This is a genomic window from Halobaculum sp. XH14 (assembly GCF_032116555.1).
Lineage (GTDB): Archaea > Halobacteriota > Halobacteria > Halobacteriales > Haloferacaceae > Halorarum > Halorarum halobium.
In genome coordinates, this window is the sequence record NZ_CP134949.1 from 2,724,622 (window position 1) to 2,742,986 (window position 18,365).

General features: G+C 49.4%; 10 protein-coding genes. 9 read left to right on the forward strand and 1 reads right to left on the reverse strand.

Annotation, left to right across the window (positions count from 1 at the left end; genetic code table 11):
* Nucleotides 1–72: 72 nt before the first annotated feature.
* Nucleotides 73–2,976 carry a queuine tRNA-ribosyltransferase tRNA-guanine transglycosylase gene (locus tag RJT50_RS13965; RefSeq protein ID WP_313692119.1) on the reverse strand — a complete coding sequence of 968 codons (2,904 nt, stop codon included), beginning with the start codon at nt 2,974–2,976 and terminating at the stop codon, nt 73–75.
* Nucleotides 2,977–3,836: 860 nt separating this feature from the next.
* On the opposite strand from RJT50_RS13965, the gene RJT50_RS13970 reads away from it, so the two are divergent.
* From RJT50_RS13970 to RJT50_RS14010, 9 genes are all read left to right on the forward strand, one after another.
* On the forward strand, nt 3,837–4,292 hold the full coding sequence (locus RJT50_RS13970; protein WP_313692120.1) for a 6-pyruvoyl trahydropterin synthase family protein: 456 nt from the start codon (nt 3,837–3,839) through the stop codon (nt 4,290–4,292).
* On the forward strand, nt 4,292–5,065 hold the full coding sequence (locus tag RJT50_RS13975) for a 7-carboxy-7-deazaguanine synthase QueE (RefSeq protein WP_313692122.1): 774 nt from the start codon (nt 4,292–4,294) through the stop codon (nt 5,063–5,065). Before RJT50_RS13970 ends, RJT50_RS13975 begins: the two co-directional genes overlap by 1 nt.
* A gap of 1 nt (nt 5,066) precedes the next feature.
* The gene (folE, locus tag RJT50_RS13980) at nt 5,067–5,675 is read left to right on the forward strand and encodes a GTP cyclohydrolase I (RefSeq protein WP_425499687.1); all 609 of its coding nucleotides are present in this window, start codon (nt 5,067–5,069) and stop codon (nt 5,673–5,675) included.
* Nucleotides 5,672–6,367 (forward strand): 7-cyano-7-deazaguanine synthase QueC, encoded by a 696-nt coding sequence (gene queC / locus RJT50_RS13985; protein ID WP_313692126.1) that lies wholly within the window; start codon nt 5,672–5,674, stop codon nt 6,365–6,367. The genes folE and queC overlap by 4 nt, the downstream gene beginning before the upstream one ends.
* 438 nt (nt 6,368–6,805) lie before the next feature.
* Nucleotides 6,806–8,701 (forward strand): PglZ domain-containing protein, encoded by a 1,896-nt coding sequence (locus RJT50_RS13990; RefSeq protein ID WP_313692128.1) that lies wholly within the window; start codon nt 6,806–6,808, stop codon nt 8,699–8,701.
* 1 nt (nt 8,702) lies between these two features.
* Nucleotides 8,703–9,698 (forward strand): hypothetical protein, encoded by a 996-nt coding sequence (locus tag RJT50_RS13995; RefSeq protein WP_313692129.1) that lies wholly within the window; start codon nt 8,703–8,705, stop codon nt 9,696–9,698.
* Between the two features lie 2 nt (nt 9,699–9,700).
* Nucleotides 9,701–13,465, forward strand: a complete 3,765-nt coding sequence (locus RJT50_RS14000) for a hypothetical protein (RefSeq protein ID WP_313692130.1) — start codon at nt 9,701–9,703, stop codon at nt 13,463–13,465.
* 21 nt (nt 13,466–13,486) lie between these two features.
* A complete protein-coding gene (locus tag RJT50_RS14005) occupies nt 13,487–17,326 on the forward strand; it encodes a DEAD/DEAH box helicase (RefSeq protein ID WP_313692132.1) in 3,840 nt (1,279 codons plus the stop codon).
* A complete protein-coding gene (locus tag RJT50_RS14010; RefSeq protein WP_313692133.1) occupies nt 17,323–18,003 on the forward strand; it encodes a DUF1998 domain-containing protein in 681 nt (226 codons plus the stop codon). The genes RJT50_RS14005 and RJT50_RS14010 overlap by 4 nt, the downstream gene beginning before the upstream one ends.
* The last annotated feature ends 362 nt before the right edge of the window (nt 18,004–18,365 follow it).

The following is an 18,365-nucleotide window of genomic DNA, read 5'->3' on the forward strand; positions in this document are numbered from 1 at the left end:
GGGTTTGTCCTAGAACAGGAGATCAATTCTTAGGAGCGGGAGAACGCTATGATGCCATCTGGCAGTGGAGGATCACTCAGACTCGAATTCCGTTTGTGGTGGTACTTCCTCTACTCGCTGACATACCTCTTCGATAGTTTCCGGGCGAAGAGTATCGACGGTATCGATGTATCGAGCGAAGTTCTTCATATAGTGTCCCTTGAGTCCAACAACGATCGTGCTATGTTCTTTTGCGTCCTCTGTCCGGGCGGGGATGGATTCGATATTGTCAAACTGGTCTTCGACAAGTTCGCGGTTGAACACCACACCAATCTGGTCGGAACGTACCTCCTGAACCATCTCGTCGATGTCGATACTGGTGTAGTAGTCCTTCCCAAGGGTAAAGAAGACGATATCGTAATCGGCCTCTTGAAGGAGGTTTCGTAGGTCTTCTTGGATGTAGAGCTTCGCAGATCGCTCTCTAATGTCGCTAACGTTCATTGAACTGAACGATACCTCGTAGGGTGGGAGATACTCGTCTTCTGCGACAAGGCCAAACCCTGCACTCACGAAGTAACGGTCGACGTCGTGGCCTTGTCGCAAAAGCCATCTAACTGCACTCTTGACGTGTTTTTGCTGGCGTCCAGTGTACAGGTCGCGTGCCGCAATACCTGGCACATTATCACGAGCGAGGAGGTCTTCACGAGAGAACTGAAGAGTTTCCTCTTCACCGAAAATGGGTGCGTCGTCTGGTATCTCCTTTGATCCTGAACACTGGTCGATGACAAGGATGTCCAATCCGTTCTCGGTATCGATCTTAGGTGGATGAGGCACGAAGTTATCACTGGCTGCATAGTTCTGCCCGCAGACCTCGAGTATTTCATCTCGCAAGTCTCGGGGGTTGCTATTGATGTGAACCTCGCAACCGTTTTCACGAGCAACCGCTACAACTTCTTCGTCAAGTTCACCATCAAATGTGTGCACGAAGAGGTGTTTGTACCTCGCTGCTTGTTCGCCGACGTTTGCTGCCATACGATCTGGGGCGAACGAGACGAGCGACGGGGTTTCTTCCCACCACTCACTCACCCCGTTCGCATCTAGTACACCAATCTCTGCGACCGGAAGGTCGTGTGTCTGGCCCCAGAACGAGGAGTGTTTGTCGCGCAGATAGTCTTCAACAGTTTCGTAGCCACTGAGGGCCGCATCACCCTGGGTCGCGACGAGGATCTTCGGAAGATCTTCCTCGAATTCATCATAGAAGCGTCGTGTGTTGTGGAACCCTCGTCTCCGATTCCGATCGTTCCCCCGGAAGATGCAAACCTCGATACCGTACTCTCTACAAATTGGACAGTCACATTTCTCCCACGGACGACTTCGAAGGGTGTCTTGATACTCCTGGAGCAGGTCGTCGTCACCGATCCAAGCGGCGTAATCCCGGACAATCGCCCAGACTCGATCATAGTCACTGACAACGTACGGCTCGTCCAAAACGGTCTTCGCGTGTGGGAACCCCTCAAATACGTCTTCCGCCGTACTCAGCAGTTCGTCGTACTCCTCGAACGAGACGGGAGCAGTCGGGGCATCTTCCCGCAGGAGTTTGACTAGCCTACTACGGAGATTATCACTGAAGCTCGCCTGAAGCTCGCGTCCATACTCGAAATCCGTTCGGAACGCTCTTTCTATGTCCTGTAGGAGCGACTCATCATACTGATCATCGTAGCGGTGTTCCAGTAGATATTCTCTCGTCGCTGGTAGCACCTTCTCAGCCCGCTTGTACCAACTCTCGAGAGAATTACGAATCGAATCTCCTGTATCGTATGCTCGGAGTGCCACCAGTGTTTCACGACCGCGTAAAGACTTTTCAACAGCTTCGTCGAGATCGTCCCGGCTCGATGGGTAGCGAACTCGAATAGCATCGTAGCGTTCGTCGTTATCAAGACGATAATTCTGTCCACCTGTCCACGCCGAACGGAGCATACTCGCGCTGTCGAAACTGGTCATCCCCGACCGACCGATCGTCTCGAACGCCTCAGTCTTCGCGAAGCCGAAGACGTGGGAGTCGATACGGGTGTTGTGTTCCCGTTCGAACTGCTTGATTGTCTTCCCGACCCTTTTGACGATCCCACGGACGTCGTGAGTTGGACTGCCTGCAACGCCCCCGATTCCGAGGTAGTCGTAGCCAATATCAAGCACTTCCTCGGTGGCCTTACTGTATGAGTCAGGGTTCCATCCTTGGATGGCGACCATCAGTCGAAACGGGTAGTCACGACGCTGGTAGAGGTCATACATCTCTCGGGCGTTCCGCAGCGTCAGGTCGTAGCGGAACTCGGCGTCGTGTTCGCGATAGACCGCACGTGAATCCTGTGCGAGATGGAACAGAACGGTATCAATGTCTCCCCGAAAGTCCTCAGCGATGAACGGTTCAACTTCTGTGTCGGGATCAGTACGAATCGTCGGCTCGTACTCGTCGACATATGAGGGCCATTCCTCTGGCCATTCCTCGATCATAACATCAACGACGTCGGTGATGGGATCGGGGATGTCGCCTTTGTTGAGCTCCTCGTCGAACGCCCGTTCGTCAAGATAGAGTCGTCCCTTGTCCTTTCCCGACCCTAGAACGAGGTGGTCGATAGTGACGCCAACAGTAACGTCCAGCGTCTCGTAGAAGTCAAGCATATCCTCGTTCCCGTACGGTGGGAACGGGAGCGACTTGTACCCCCAAGCGCCGCAGTCACTGATCGTCGGCAACCAATTCGGGATAGAAAGAACGGGGTCATCGTAGACACCATACTGGGCGAGTCGCTCGGCTTTGCGGTTTGTCTCTTCGACCTGTTCGCGGGAGATTAGAACCCCGTCTACTGGTGTGGTTTCGGGCTCGAAAATGTCCCAAATATAATCCAAATCGCGCTCTTGACGGTTCAGGGTAGAGAATTCGTCGTGTTCGAAATCGTAGTGAGAGTCGACTGCGTCGTCCCACTCAGGTACGTAAAACCGCACGTTAGATAGTCACCAGTAGTAGCGATGGGAGGGCATCCTATAAATCCGTTCGAAGTACATCACTCTGGAACTGGCACTCGCTAATGGAAATCAGATAGTGTAGGGCCAGTGTGAATCTGTATCGAATCCCACTGGTCAGGGCACTCTGCTTCAACTTGCTCAAAAAAACCGTCACCAATAGCGGTCAATACGTAATTGTTCGACCGAATCTTCGCGAACTCTAAGTGGACTAACCACTTATAGTGTACTTTAGCACGCGGCACCCACGAGCTATCACTATCGACATCGGGGTAGAGATGGCCGATTCGCTCACCGAATCTCTGTGCCGCTGGTGAGTCTTGAGTTGTCGGAACGGTCTCAACTGTAAGTTGGTGGAGAGCTGCCAACATTGGCAAACGGTGCTCATAAAAAATAACCATCCAGAGAAGGGCCTGTTCGGTACACGATAGCGAATCTTTCACTCCGACGCCTAACTTTGCTCCTGAATGACTCTGCTGCCGTGCACGTTCATACGCTTCGGTCAGCCATCGCCCTCTTTCAGTTAGTTCGCCTTCATCCAGAAGGTCAAGCAGTTCCAAGAGTCGAGTCACATGCTGAACTTTTCTTGACCCAACGACACCTCTGTTGAAGGCTAATGTCCGCAGATCGGCATTCGGCTCACGCCGTCGCAACTCAAGCAATTCGCAAGCTAGCGGAAGGTCGTCCCAATCCGGCTGAACCGTCTCGAGGTGCCTGACTGACGACGTTTCCACGACTATTGGTTCTAATTTACCAACTGCAATATAATTTCCTCACGTGATTAGAGACATAGTGAGTATGCTACCGATAATACTTAGTGAATACTGGGAGAGCCTCTTGGTGTGCATCTTGAACAAGAATCGGTCCCTGATCTTACTGAGTCTGGTAAGAGAACACTATTCGTAGGAAAGGACAACCCGATCCGAATCAGCACCGGGCATCGCCTCCTCCACCATGATGGGAAATGTAGCCGTCCACACGGCCACAACTATGAGATCTCGGTTGAGGTCACCGGATCTCTCACTCAAGATGGCTGGGTTGTAGACAAAGGAGATATTACCTCAGTAATAGATGACTGGGACCACCGCTTCCTCCTCGAGAAGGACGACCCGCTCATCGACGCCTTCGAACAGAGCGGCGACGGTGATTCACTCGTCGTTCTTGAACACCCACCGACCGCGGAAGTGATGGGGCTCGTCTTGGAACAAAAACTCCTCGAGACACTCCCAGAGTCACTCTCAGACATCTCAGTGACGGTGCGGGAGACATCAGAGCTCTGTGCGGGGGCGACGCACTGATGCCAGTCAGTTCGACAGCTGATGAGCAGCCAACGGACGATGTCGATGGCGCGGCGCTGCCGGTCAACGAGCTCTTCTACTCGCTCCAGGGCGAGGGCAAACTCACCGGGACACCGTCGGTGTTCGTCCGAACGAGTGGCTGTAACCTCCGATGTTGGTTCTGTGACTCCTACCACACCTCATGGGAACCGACCCACGCTACCATAAGCGTCGACGACATCGTCAAGGAGGTCCAGTCACACGACGACGCCGACCACGTCGTCCTCACTGGTGGCGAACCGCTCATCCATGACGATTCGGTCACCCTCCTGAAACACCTTGATGATCTCGGGTACCACACCACCGTCGAAACCAACGGCACCATCTACCGCGACGCCCCCATCGATCTGGCGAGTATCAGTCCGAAACTCGCCACCAGCACACCCACCACCGAGAAAGACCCCAAGGGCGATGGCGAGTGGGTGGACCGCCATGAGGACCGTCGTATCGACCTCAACACGCTGAGCGCGCTCGTCGACGACTACGGTGCACAACTCAAGTTCGTCGTCACTGGCCACGACGATCTGCCCGAGATCGAATCCCTCCTCGCCGACGTCCGCTCGAAAGCGGCGAGTCACATCCCTGACTCCGACGTGTTGTTGATGCCGGAGGGAACGACTCGGGACGAACTCGACGCTCGCCGGAACGAGGTCGCCGACCTCGCGATGGAGTACGGCTACCGATACACGCCCCGCTTGCACGTCGACTTGTGGAACGACGCTCCCGAAACGTAATATGACGAGTACGCATTCCCAATTCGCAACTGATGAGGTGGAATCAGACATCGACTACGAGAAGGCCCAGCGCGGCGTTCGCCTCCTGTTAGAGGCTGTCGGCGAGGACCCGGACAGTGACGCGCTCGCGGAGACCTGCCAGCGGCGCGTTCCGGACACATTCGCGACACTCACTGAAGGTCAACGGGAGGCCGCGAAGCCGACGATGCGGACCTTCGACGCCGAGACAACCGACCTCGTCGTGAAAACCGGCATTCCCGTATACTCGCTGTGTGAACACCACTTGCTGCCGTTCTTTGGAACAGTCCATCTCGCGTATCAGCCGACAGACGAGGTAGTAGGGCTCTCGAAGCTGACTCGGTACGTTCGCTGGCAGTCACGCCAACTCACAATGCAGGAACGGCTGACGAACGACATTGCGTCGGGGCTCAAAGAAGAACTCAACGCAGACACTGTTCTCGTCGAAGTGAACGCAACGCACCTCTGTGAGGCGATGCGTGGCGTCGAAACGGAAAGTACGACCACCACGAGAGCGACAGCCGGCGAACCGACCGCGGCCGAACGTGAGCGGTTCCAGGCAGCGATCAAGGGTACGGAGGGGCAGCGATGAGTGACCAGCGAGCAGTTATCTTGGCTTCTGGGGGGATGGATAGCGCGACGGCTGCCGCTGTCGCGCAGGATACCGGCTACGAGTTGTACATGCTGCACACGTCCTACGGCCAGCAGACCGAGAGTAAAGAGTACGACTGTGCAAAGGCTCAGGCTAAGACCGTCGGCGCCGCTGATTTCCTTCACCTGACAACGGATCATCTCTCGAAAATCGGTGCGTCGAGTCTTACCGACGATGAGATGGACGTTGAGGAGGCGGACCTCGAAAGTGACGAAATTCCGTCAAGCTACGTGCCGTTCCGGAACGCGAACCTGCTGTCGATGGCAACCTCGTACGCGGAAGCCAACGACTGTGCGGCTGTGTTCATCGGTGCGCACAGCGAGGACTTCTCGGGGTATCCGGACTGCCGGCCGGAATTCTTCGAGGCATTCCAGCAGGTCGTCGACGTCGGCACGAAACCGGAGACGGAGATCAGCGTCGAAGCGCCGTTCGTCGAGTTGTCGAAGACGGACATCGCCGAGCGCGGTCTCGAACTCGAGGTCCCCTACGAGCACACTTGGAGTTGCTACCGGGACGAGGCACCAGCGTGTGGCACGTGTGACGCGTGTGCGTTCCGCCTCCAGGCGTTCCAGAATCTCGGCGCGCGCGATCCGATCGAATACGCCGAGCGCCCGGACTATACCGAATCATAGACGCCGCTGAGCCGATATATCCATGGTTAACCTGGTCTGCGTTAATTCTTCTCGACGCGGGGGCTCACGAAGAGGAGGTCCGATGCTGGAGACACCGAACCCAGAGTACCTGTTGCAGACAGCAATTTGAGTATCATCCAACTGTTCTAGCCTGCGAATTCCTATGGGGGTTTCACCTATTCGCCTAATCGGTCAACTAAGGTGGTCATGGCCAGTCCATACATTACTACAACCGGTAACACCCACATCAACCGATCAATGGGTTAGCACTAACTGACGAGGCGCTAAACAGGACAGTGACCAAAATACTATTAGATTATACCCAGGATGGTGAAGCTAACATACTGCTAATGGTGGAAGAAATTCATTCACAGAGGGGCGGCGGGATACATTCAATATGATTAAACTATTTTGTGACCTGGCAGAGGGGGAGGACTGATGATGGGCCTGGATCTTGACATACCTGACCAAAGAAACTCGTGGGGGACTCTAATAACATATACTACACAAAAGGAGAAGGAGAAAGTGATTGAATATTTAGGAGAGGAAATAGACAACCTACAGCGCCGAAATATTGGGGATATAGAAGATTTTGACCCCGCAATTGGCGTTGTGAATTGTGTTGATATTTCTGATAAGAGTGAAATTGTTCTGTCCGAACCTAAGGCAGGAAAGCAGGTAATGGGCTGGGTCAAAACCTACAAAACAGTTCTCCTCTGTAAGACCTGGCAATGGAAACTCCTCCAAACTCGAGACGGAAGATGGACTAGTCACCTGAACTCAATCCACCATATCTCCGACCACTCACCAATTGAGAAGTCCGCACAACACCTCCTCAAAGAAGAAAATATATCGAAAAAGCAAAGCCGACTAGCTATTCACGAATACCTCCAACAAAGGGATCTCTTCACCGAGTTCCTTGATGAAGCTGGAATTAACCCTAACCGGCTTCAATCTATTATTGACCGAAAAGGGCTTTGGAATCTAAGCGACTCAGAGAAAGCACTCTTACTTCGTCCAAACAAAGAACTCCTTCGCTACATAGCCGCTCAAGAGCTAAGAGAACGACAAGGAGGTCGGTTCGCCCGACAAGACTTCGTCAATCTCTTCGGCGAAATCCCCCGCCAAATCCAATCTAACAGCCAAAGATTCGAAGATATTCTTGAAGAAATGACTATTGAAGAAGGCGATATAGAGGAATTCAGTACAATTCAGGTTCTAGCAGGCATACTATGTCTCGATACCTTTGAGAACCAGTTGGAGCAAGCCATACGCGATAACCTTGCAAGGGAACCGAGTGACGTCCTTAATAACATCGAAGAAGTAGACCGAAGCCAATTCCTGGAACGTTCAAGCTATATCGCCGAGTTTCTGGAGTCAGACCCCACAAGAAGCATCTTCTCAGCACTACTCACTGCAGTTAATCTAGATGGGATTAGTGGTGGGGATCCGTTCTTAGATATCCTAAAAAGATACCAGATGGAAGTCACGTCCAGAGATAAGGCCTTAGTGACGAGACTTCTAGTCGAGAAAATTATTAGTGGGGACTACTCCTCTTCAAAAAACCACAGCGTGATAGCGGACTTCTTAGATGAAGATGGACCGAAAATAGTTCTCCTATTAGATGGTCTCCCACTCGCCACCCATGAAACGGCAGGATTCCTGTCTGAAAGGAAAACGGACGAGCGATGGGAAATTCAGCAGGCAATCGCCCCAATCCCGTCAGTAACGGAGATGTTTCGATCTTCCCTCAGCAGCGAATTAGACTTTGACGACTTAGGTGGATTTACTGATGGCGAAGATGGACTAGCAGGACTTGATTTAGATGCATTTCTCGGAGATGAAAAAGAGGAGGAACTCTTCGAAATGCTTCAGAATGGTGATTCAGTAATCATATACAACGCCGACATCGATCAGGGTGCACGCTACCCTACAGATATTCATCGGAAGATAGACGCTCACTTGAGAGAAAATATCCCAGAATTTATACGAAAATACGGGGACCACGCTGATATCTTAATCACATCAGATCACGGAATGGTCGAAACGCTTGAGTCGGAAGCTATTCCACGACCCACAGAAGCGAATCAAAGGGGAATGAGTCACTGTCGTGGAACATTTGTAGACGACGTCGATGAAATAAGGGGGGAACTCTCAGATGACACGGTAAGTTATATTGAAGTGGGATTACCAGACAGTGATGAGAATTGTGTGATGCTAAATCCTAACAACCCTAACGCGAAGTTTGGGACTCAAAGCTCCGACCTTTGGATTCACGGCGGAGTTTCTATAGAGGAGTCTGTTGTTCCTGTCGCAATTTGGAGGGGTGTATGAGATGTCTTTAAACAAACCTATGCCGAAAGGAGGTTATCGCACTATACTTGAAATCGTGAATATCCTAGGAGGTGAGGGAAGTCAATCCGTTAGAGACCTAGTATCAGAGCTTGACCAATTTGGCTACAGAATAGTTCAGGATGACAGTGGAGAAGACCATAGTCCTGCCCTCAGCCCAGGAGGACACACCTACTCTGAGATCACTCAGCTCCTGAACTTTGTAGAAGCTAAAGGTGATGACCCTCTAGATACTGAACTCAGTTTAACAGAAGAATCAGAGAACAACTTCGGCACCAAGACAAGCGGCAGAAAAGTCTACGATATTTTATCTACCGATAAATTAGATGATGAGACAAAAAGAGGAGCTGTTAGCGCATTAATACTCTCTCTTCTCTGCGAAGCCGATATTGATACCTCAAATGTGACTATTCCCAACGCATTCCGGACCTTCCTAACTAAAGTATGGGAACAAAAGGATAAGTCTACAGGTCGTTATCAAACAAACTGGAGAAAAGACAACACGTACTTCAAAGATATCCTAACCGATCCTGAAATATCTGAGGACTGGAACGAAGAAAAGCTTCGCCACTGCGCAACAAGAGCTATTGACCTCGGTGTTTGCCGGCGCTCAGAAAGAGGCGGCAGCTCAGACCTCATATGCCCTGTACTTGTTGAAGACATCTTCCAAGCGAGCGTGTTCTACATGAACCATCACTACCGAAAAGACCTGGCCGATACAACTCCAAATATACGGCAATTTTACAGTGATCTTAGCAAATGGTATCCGATAGCCAAGGAGTTCTTCGAACAGAATGTCCTCTATGATGGCATTCTACACCAGAATACCAAAATATCTGATAAAACCTACCCTGTGCTTCATGACCTGCTCAACCGGAATAACAATGAGACAAACAATTATCAAGTGAGATGGTTCGAAGGAGAGGATAGCTGGGATGAAAACGTCCGCTTCGCTGAATTCGAATTTGGAGTGATGTAAAAATGGCTAAAAAACTGGAATCTGAAGCAGAAGAGGCACTTGAGTCGGAGTTGGGCATCAACCCACAACGATTCGATGTCGTATTCTCGCAGGTCTGGGACTCGGACGAAGATCCCGAGGATCGAGTCCACATCGATACAGAAGTCGAATCAGAAGTTCTCCGCCTCGTAGATGACTGGGCAGATCAAATCCACGATTCTGCAGGTAATCCCGGTGGCTCAGATGACGGCCTATTTCTCGTGATCGAAGGAGCTCAAGCTACCGGGAAGACCACGATGACCCGGTATACTCGGAACCAGTTAGACCCCACTGAAAATCCAGATCAATCGAATATCCCAATGATCATCCCGGTCTGGGATTCAACTGATCCAAATCCAACCTCCTTCAAATACAGAGGCCTCCTACAGAATGAGGGTCGCAGAGTCTTTGAGGAGTTAGATGTTCCTGACATAGACGACAAGATAGAACTTCTCAACGGAATGGACGCAGAACTATCTGATGAAGAGATCTCAAAGATAGGGGAGCAACACGGAGCTAACGCAGAACAAGTCAAAGGAATTCTAGGAGAAGCAGGATTCGGAGGGGGAGAATACGAACCCAAGGAAGTTGTAAGCCAACTCGCCAGCGAAGGCTATCTCTTCCTATTCATCTTCGACGAGATGGTCTCTGAGAATGACGCAGAAAAAGCCAAATCTGTACTAAAATGGTTTAAAGACCACCTCTACCCATACGTTGGCCTTGTACTCTTCTCCCATCCAGACGTCTCTAGCGCCATTAAGAGCGAAATGCAGGACCAAGCTACCAGGAGAAATATTGACAGAACTCTCAACATCGCTGGGGAAACTTACGACATCAAAGAGGATATTGTCATCAACATCCGGGGCAAGCAGCACCGGATAATAGATATCGAAAAACTGCTCCAAGACTACTTTTCGGATGTATATATAGAGGAGGACCATCCCGATTACGGGCCTCTGGACGAGGCAAACCTCGAATGGATGAAACGGCTCTTAGCAGCAGGTGGTCTAATAGGGAACCTCATCGACGGCCTAAATACTGCTATCGAGCGATTCGCTCAGGACAGAGCAGACGGTAATGACGAAAAAGAGATCGGGGCATATCTATTCGACGAATGCAGCCGGAAGATGAGTCACGTTCAAATCAAGCAACGGTTTGAGGGTAACTCAGATCTAGATCCGGATGAAGAAACAGAAGCAGTTTGGAGGGCAAAGGAACTGATCACGCAATCTACAGGCTTAGAGGAAGTGGAAGACGAGATTCAAAATGAGTTAGAACAAGCCCGTGTCCTGATTGAGGACTCCGACAGCGGAGTGCTCGATCTGAACCCATATTTGATGAACTATGAAGAGTCTGACTACTCTCGGTCGAGAGAAACCACTCCACGTACAACAGAGGAACCAGAAGGTCAGTTAGCAGCCTACCGGGATACAGTACAAAGCTTCAGTGATGACAAGGCCAGTGACCGCGGAACACTACGGAGAAATGTTGACATAGGTCTTTCAACTCTACTGGAAAGAGTTAATTCCCAGCAGGCGAACATTTCCCAGTCGTCTTCTCTCGCTCTTCCAGGCGGCAACAACCCTGAATCCGATTTCTTAGAACTAATAGGTTCCTCAACTACAGGACGTGCTGAGAAAATCGAAATAAGCGACGGAAACCTTTCCGAATACGACTATCGATTCCTCGCCACAACCCTCTTCTCAGATGACTCACTGAATGATCCAGAAATCCGCGACGATATCCAAGAGTGGTTTGACGGAGACAACGGATTACTCATCGTCACTAACAAAGATCCAGAGGATATCTCAAAACCGGGTTGGTTTGATGACACTATCGATAAACAGCGGTGGAGAGAAAACGAATACACGTGGGCAAATATAACCCAGATAATCCACGTTGACCGGCTAAGAGACTTATTAGGCCTTTACCGTCATCTCCAAGAGGAAGACTTCGAGAACGATAGCGAAGTCTTAGCAGAAATCAGAAGACTTTCTGACCAGTCACAATTCCCGGAACTCCCTGATTTGGAGGATTTAGTAACGGGGCTTTACGAGGACTCCTCAGAAGCGGTCCGCAACATCCACAATAGCATCTACGAAAAGTATGATGGACCGACTATAGACGAAGCAGAAGCCTTCTCGGAAATCCTTGATGAGGTCAAGGATCGAGGCTTCATTTCAGATGAAGTTCTGGATAAGCTTCGGGAAGATCATGGAGTTGAAATAGAATCTCTAATCAAAAAAGGCGCTATAAAACGGTTCGAAACAGAAGATGATCGGACAGTCGTCTATTTGAAGCAAGAGTTCGGTGGAGCATCTAAGATTGGAAGAGTCAGTGACAAAAGAGACCTCTTCCCGGTGGGGCCAGAAATCTTCGATAAACTCGAAGAATTCCACGGGATGGAATCCGGCCGTGTCATGCGGGATGACGACGAAATCAGTAACAGGCTGGATAACCTGGAAAAGAAGAGCAGCATAGTCGACTTCTTCCTCTATAACGAGGATAAACTGGCAGACATCAAAAGCGAGATCAATGACTCCGATGTCAAAATCTTCTCTGACGTCTTAGACAAGATTGCAGAAGCAAAACAGACTGACGAGGAAGACTTTAAACTCGTAAGAGAAAAATTTGAAGCCGATCAAGACCTCTGGTCAAAAATACAAGACTTAGATGTCGATGATGACATCTCACCAATTCACCGAGAGCTCTTCTACGCTAAACTCCCAGAACAACCGCCAAATTGGGCCACAGACTACATAGACGACGACAGAGACTATCCTACTCTAATCTACGATCTTCACAAAACAATTCAGCAAATACTGGAAGAACTCGATGACGTGGATGAGGAAGTCTCTGAGGGATTCGAAGACGAAAGCAGCGACCTGGAAGAGCTACGTTCCGACTTAGAAGAATTCGCGGATATTGATTCAAGCTCGGAAGATGATGTTGAACTCAATGATTCGAACTCAGAGACTCTATCAGAACTGTCCAAAGAAGATCTCGAGGACTTCGACTTCGAGTCCTTCATCTCGGACATTGCTGAGAATGAATCCAAAAGAAGCAATCTGAGCAGTGCGACCGGACTACTAACTAGAGCGGATCGAACCCGTAACACCTTCGTTGAGACCCTAGACATAGAATCTCTAAAGGACATAGACCACGACAAAGCTTCAGACCACACCGATGTCGGAAAGCAGATCGTCCAACGACTATTAGACGACGACGTCCTCTTCGACGACGACAGCGATGAACCAGAGATAGTCCTTCAAGACCTTCAGGACTTCTGTGAGAATACCAGGAAGCTAATCCAGGACTCCTCAAAATTACAAGAGTTGACAGAAAATGCAGAAGAGGAGCAGGAGAAGGTAGAATCGGTTCCCGGAGATGATATAGAGGATAAGCTGGAGCATCTCGAAGAAAAGGTCGAGGACATAGATAACGCTGAGAGGTACCTCAAACTCAAAGAAGAACACTGTGAGGTCTGTAAAAGCGATTGGAAGGATCTATCGCTGGAACGGAAAGAAGAAATTGAAGATGAGCTGGAACGGATGGAAGAGGATTATCCGGATGTCGACTTCTCCTTAGACTCTATTGAATCAGAAAAGGACGCCGCTGAAGACAAAAAAGAGGAAGCAGACGACGTAGAAGAAGAGTTGGAAAAGATAGAGAGGAAGAAGGGTCAAATCGATCTCAGCGAATACACCAGTGAGTTAGGAAACCTCCAGGAGAAGTATGCCTCAGATTAAGCCTGAGGAGAAGTGGTCTCAATGAATATCCTAGATATCAAAAACAGGTCTGTTGATCACCTCACCGAGACGATTTGGTGGAACAAAGGCCTGACTAAACTCAACGAAGATACGATTTCGAACTACAACGAGTTTATCGATAACCTGGTTCAGGTCAAGGGGCCTTATCTCGAAAAAGTCCAACCACCTAAGTTTTCGAATCAACCTTGGCCCTACTACTGTGAAAACCACGACATCCAACATGAGGTACAGTCAGCGATCCGCGACGTAGTTTTCGGTGGAGGTGACGGTCGTCTTTACCGACACCAAGGAAGAGCAGTAGGATCTATCTTGGACTCAGTCCACGGAGACACAGAAGACGACGTCATCATAACAGTTCCGACTGCCACAGGGAAAACAGAGTGCTTCGTAATACCCGCTCTCGACACCGCTATCAGAAATCAACAAGAGCGAGAATTCCCTCGACAAATCAAATCACTCATCATCTATCCTCAGAAGGCACTCGAAACCGACCAACTTGACCGCCTGGTGAAATACACATACGAAATCAATAATCAACGGCCCAGCACTGAAGGCGTCAAAATAGGCATCTATGACGGAGACACCCCAAGAGGGCAATATAAAATCTCCAGCGGCCAAAACGTCCGAGGATTAGAATGCCCTGAATGCGACCAGAAATTAGGCTGGGATCAAGACTCTGGAACGATGGTCTGCACAAACACTGAGGAACATCGCAGGCCAGTTGAAATCGACTTCTTGGAGCTCACCCGAGACGATATTGAAGAAAACGGGGCGGACATCCTACTCACGAATCCCGAGGCGCTTGAGTTCCGATTCTTTTCCTCTGATTCACGAGATTTAGTCAACTCTGATCTCTTGGATCTCGTGGTTTTCGACGAGGCCCACGTCTGGAACGGGAACGGAGGTAAAGCAATCTCGCAGTTCATCAGCCGTTTAAGAAATCGTTACGGCTCCACAATGGTCTTGGCCAGTGCTACCATTGCCAACCCCAAGGAATTCGCTTCAGACCTTCTCAACCGTACTGAAACAGGTATAGATCATATTGACTTCGAAGCAGGGAATGTGGATACAAGACATCGAAGCACCAGCGAATTCACCTCCTTAGATTTCCTATCCCCTCAGAACGGTTTCCGGATGCTGAGAGAAATCAGAGAAGGGAATCCAGACGTATCTGACCTAAAATCACTTGCGGAAGCTTCAGAAAAAGAGGTCCAGTCTACACTGACTCTTCTCCAGAGAATCGGTTATTTGGATAGTCAACAGGAGGCTACAGAACACGCAGAAGAACTCTTAGACGAGATAGAGAAACGAAATACAATAGAGGATAATGAACTCCAATCCGTATTCAACGAAGTTCTAAGATTCAGAGAACAGATAGCGGACAGCTTAGTCAACGAAGTTCCCCAGGTTGCAGAGATATTCGACCAATTTGGCGAAGAAAATTTCATCGAAGTAGAAAGACTACTGGAGAGCATATTCACCGATCAGATTCAAGAAAACCAGTTTGAGACGCTCACTAATCTACTCGAATGGTGTAAATTAGGTGGAGTCCTCTACGACCGCTATCACTACTTCATCAAGCCGTATGTGAACTTTTTCTACTGTCCTGACTGCCAAAGCATGTTCACGGAACGAGTTTCGGAGGGAGGAAGAGATCACCATTCTCTCCGAGAAGTCAAATTCTGCTCCAACTGCCACACACCATATTACGTAGACAGAGGCGAAGAATATGCAATCGGAGAACCTTGCTCCTGCTCCAGGCGCAGCTATACTGAGCCACCAATGCAGACAACCACTTTCCTATCCTACTTCCTATCTAAGCTCGGTAGAGATATGAAGGAATTCGGAGCAGGCAAAGTCCTAGTCTTCTCTAATCGGAGAGGAGACGCAGAAGGAGTCGGCTCTCTAATGATGAAACTCGACTACTCGTTGGAAAGCGAGAGAATGATGGTATCATTATTAGAAGAGCAGGATGACGACCAATTCTACTCCGTCTCAAATCTCCGAGAAGACCTATACGAAGAGCTGAAAGAATACTACGTAAAGCAACCTTACACATATTTGGAGGACGAAACGCTCTCGCAAGGCCTCTTCTCGCAGCTAGGTGCTCTAGCAAATCCTCTCGACAAAGGCAACCATCGGAAATTGTGGGATGCAGGGATTCTCAGTGTTAGACCCGAGTCAGAAAACGATGAAATCAACCTCATAGCGAACGAGATCGTGAAAATTCTGGCGTTCAAACCCCATACTGATCTGGATCAAAGTAATAGCATCAAAATCGATTCTCTAAAATCTAAACTCTCAAACTCGGTGCCGACCTATTTCGATTCAGCACCTGATCTTGACGCGAAACTTGACGAAGCACTCTCCGTCTTGGAGCAAGCAGACATTATTAGCCGAGAAAGAGAGCGGTCTAGCGATGAAGTCGTAACTATCCTCACCCTGAGAAGGAACTTCCTCGAGCTAGATGTTCAAAAAGAAGCCTGTGTTTGCGAATTTTGTTATTCAGGATGGCCATTCTGGGATAGAAGTTACTGTCCAGACTGTGGCGAGCACTTAGTCGAAGTGGACCGGGATTCATACGATAAAGTCGAATTCGACCAGGAAGAGTACTCACTAGACCACTGGGGAAATGTGGTCCTCGGTCACGGAGTTGATCCTCTCGTAAGTGCAGTGCATAAGGCCGGTATAAAGACCGATACTCGGAATAAAATCGAAGAAGGGTTCGGCGCAAATCCGCCCAAGATCAACGTAGTATCAGCTACAAACACCCTGGAGCTCGGCATAGACATAGGAACTCTCGATTGCATCGCCGGGCTGGGTATTCCACCTACAAAGACAAGCTATGTCCAGCGAGCTGGTCGTACTGGACGTAGCTTAGACCAGTCCTCAATGGTGTTCACGGTTGCTCGTCCTCACAACGCCGTGGATAACTTCTATTTCGAAGATATAGAAAGTAGATTCCTCAATGCACCTTCCAAACCGGTACAGATCAACCACCTCAATTACGATATCCTTAAGACACAGGTGATGTCCGAGGTACTCACATATCTGAATCTGAACGATCTCGACTATGGACGATTTGAGCGGTTCAAAACGGGCCAGGATATTGACGATGTGATTAATGAAGTCTACGACGGTGTAGAAGCATTACTGGATACTGTCGATGAAAATCAAGACTCTATCAAGGAGCACTTGGAAGGTGCGTTTAAATCGGGTGAAGAGGACCTTGAACAAGCATTAGAAGATCTGTTTGAGAGCCCGTCTGAAGTAAAACAGCGTGTGCTTCGCCGACTTTTCAAATTCTACACAACCTTCCGGGCATTGGAAAAGGAAACTGGCCAGGGTGCTCAGGGTCTCAGAAGGCGGAGAGTCATCCAGGAAGAAATTCTTCAGGAACTGGAGAGGGAAGTTGGATACCTGCCAATGCTTCTGTCCAGTGCCGGAATGATCAGCCAATACCGTTCCACCGAGGATTCAGTAGCGCTCTTCCGAGAAAAGGAAAGTGAGGAAAACGGTCAAGTCCATCTCAGCTACGAATCCAAGAGCGTCTCACAAGCATTGAGAGAATCATATCCAGAAGCAATGGACACCTATGGAGGAGTCGACTACGAGGTTGTGAGTGCACAAGTTAGTCGAGATGAAATTTTCTCCACCAGCGTTTGCACAAACCAATTATGCACTCTTCCCTACAATGAATACCCTGCCTTAGAAGTCTGCCCGCTCTGTGGAGATGACTTAGAGGAAATCAGCGTTCACGAATACTTGGGAGCGGTGCTCAAATCATCCAGATCCAGAAAGAGAACACGGCCGCTGATAATGCGAGGTGTTGACTTTTGACTGAGTTCTCCGAGAACTTCGAAGAAGCACTTGACTTGGACGAAGACGAGATAGAAGGAGGTCTAACACGAGACGCCGAAACACTGGATGAGACATACTTCAAGGATCTTCACATCCGCTTCGTATCTAACCTGAAAGTTCGAAGTACCGTGCCCAAAGTCGAAATTAGCTATTTCTCCAACAGCAACGTCGAAGACGCAAAAGGAGATATCCTGAAATTTGAAGATGGGGAAGTGAAATGGGATCACGCTATTCCCGGTCATCAACATCCAACCGATGGGATCGTCTTTCTACATAGAATCGAAGATCTCAGATCGAAGCTCGGATCGAATGATAACAGGAAGGCAATTACAGCTGCATACTCGGCCGGATATGGACTTAGATCTATAATTTCTAGAAATCTCGGTGTCGACAGCTTGGATATCCAGTGTTCTGTAACAATGTCTCAACGGTTTATTCAGCTAATTGTCTATGACGCCGACGTAGGCGGAGCAGGATTATCCCACGCAGTCTATCAGGACTTAGAAGAGTTCCTATGGGAAACGAGAACCGCTCTGGATGATTGTGTCTGCCCGGATTTCTGTGAACAATGTCTCCTCCTACCACGAACACCCACACATATCATTGAAGAGGGGCTTCTGAATCGGTTTGATGGCCTAAAGTTCCTCTCTGACTGACTCGATACAAAGCTTATTCTCGATGTCGTGTTGTTTGAGCGTCATGACACTATCTGGTAGCATGTTCCGGGCTGGATTCCCCGAAAAAATACGATCTCTCAGACACCCTGATTCTCGTCAATCAATTCGGCTACCGGACTTTCATCTCTGGACTAAAACTTAGTGGTCGAGTCTACTATACCGACTGAACCCTCCTTGAGAAGTAGTTTCTTTCGCATCCACAAAATGCGCATCACCTGTTTCCATACTTCGCAGGTGGGTAGTCGGTCAAGCGTCCGTGAGTAGCTTGATAGTTTATGTATTACTCTCTAACCATCAGTGACCGTACCAAGCCCTCGATGAACAAGCGATGCAGAGCTGCT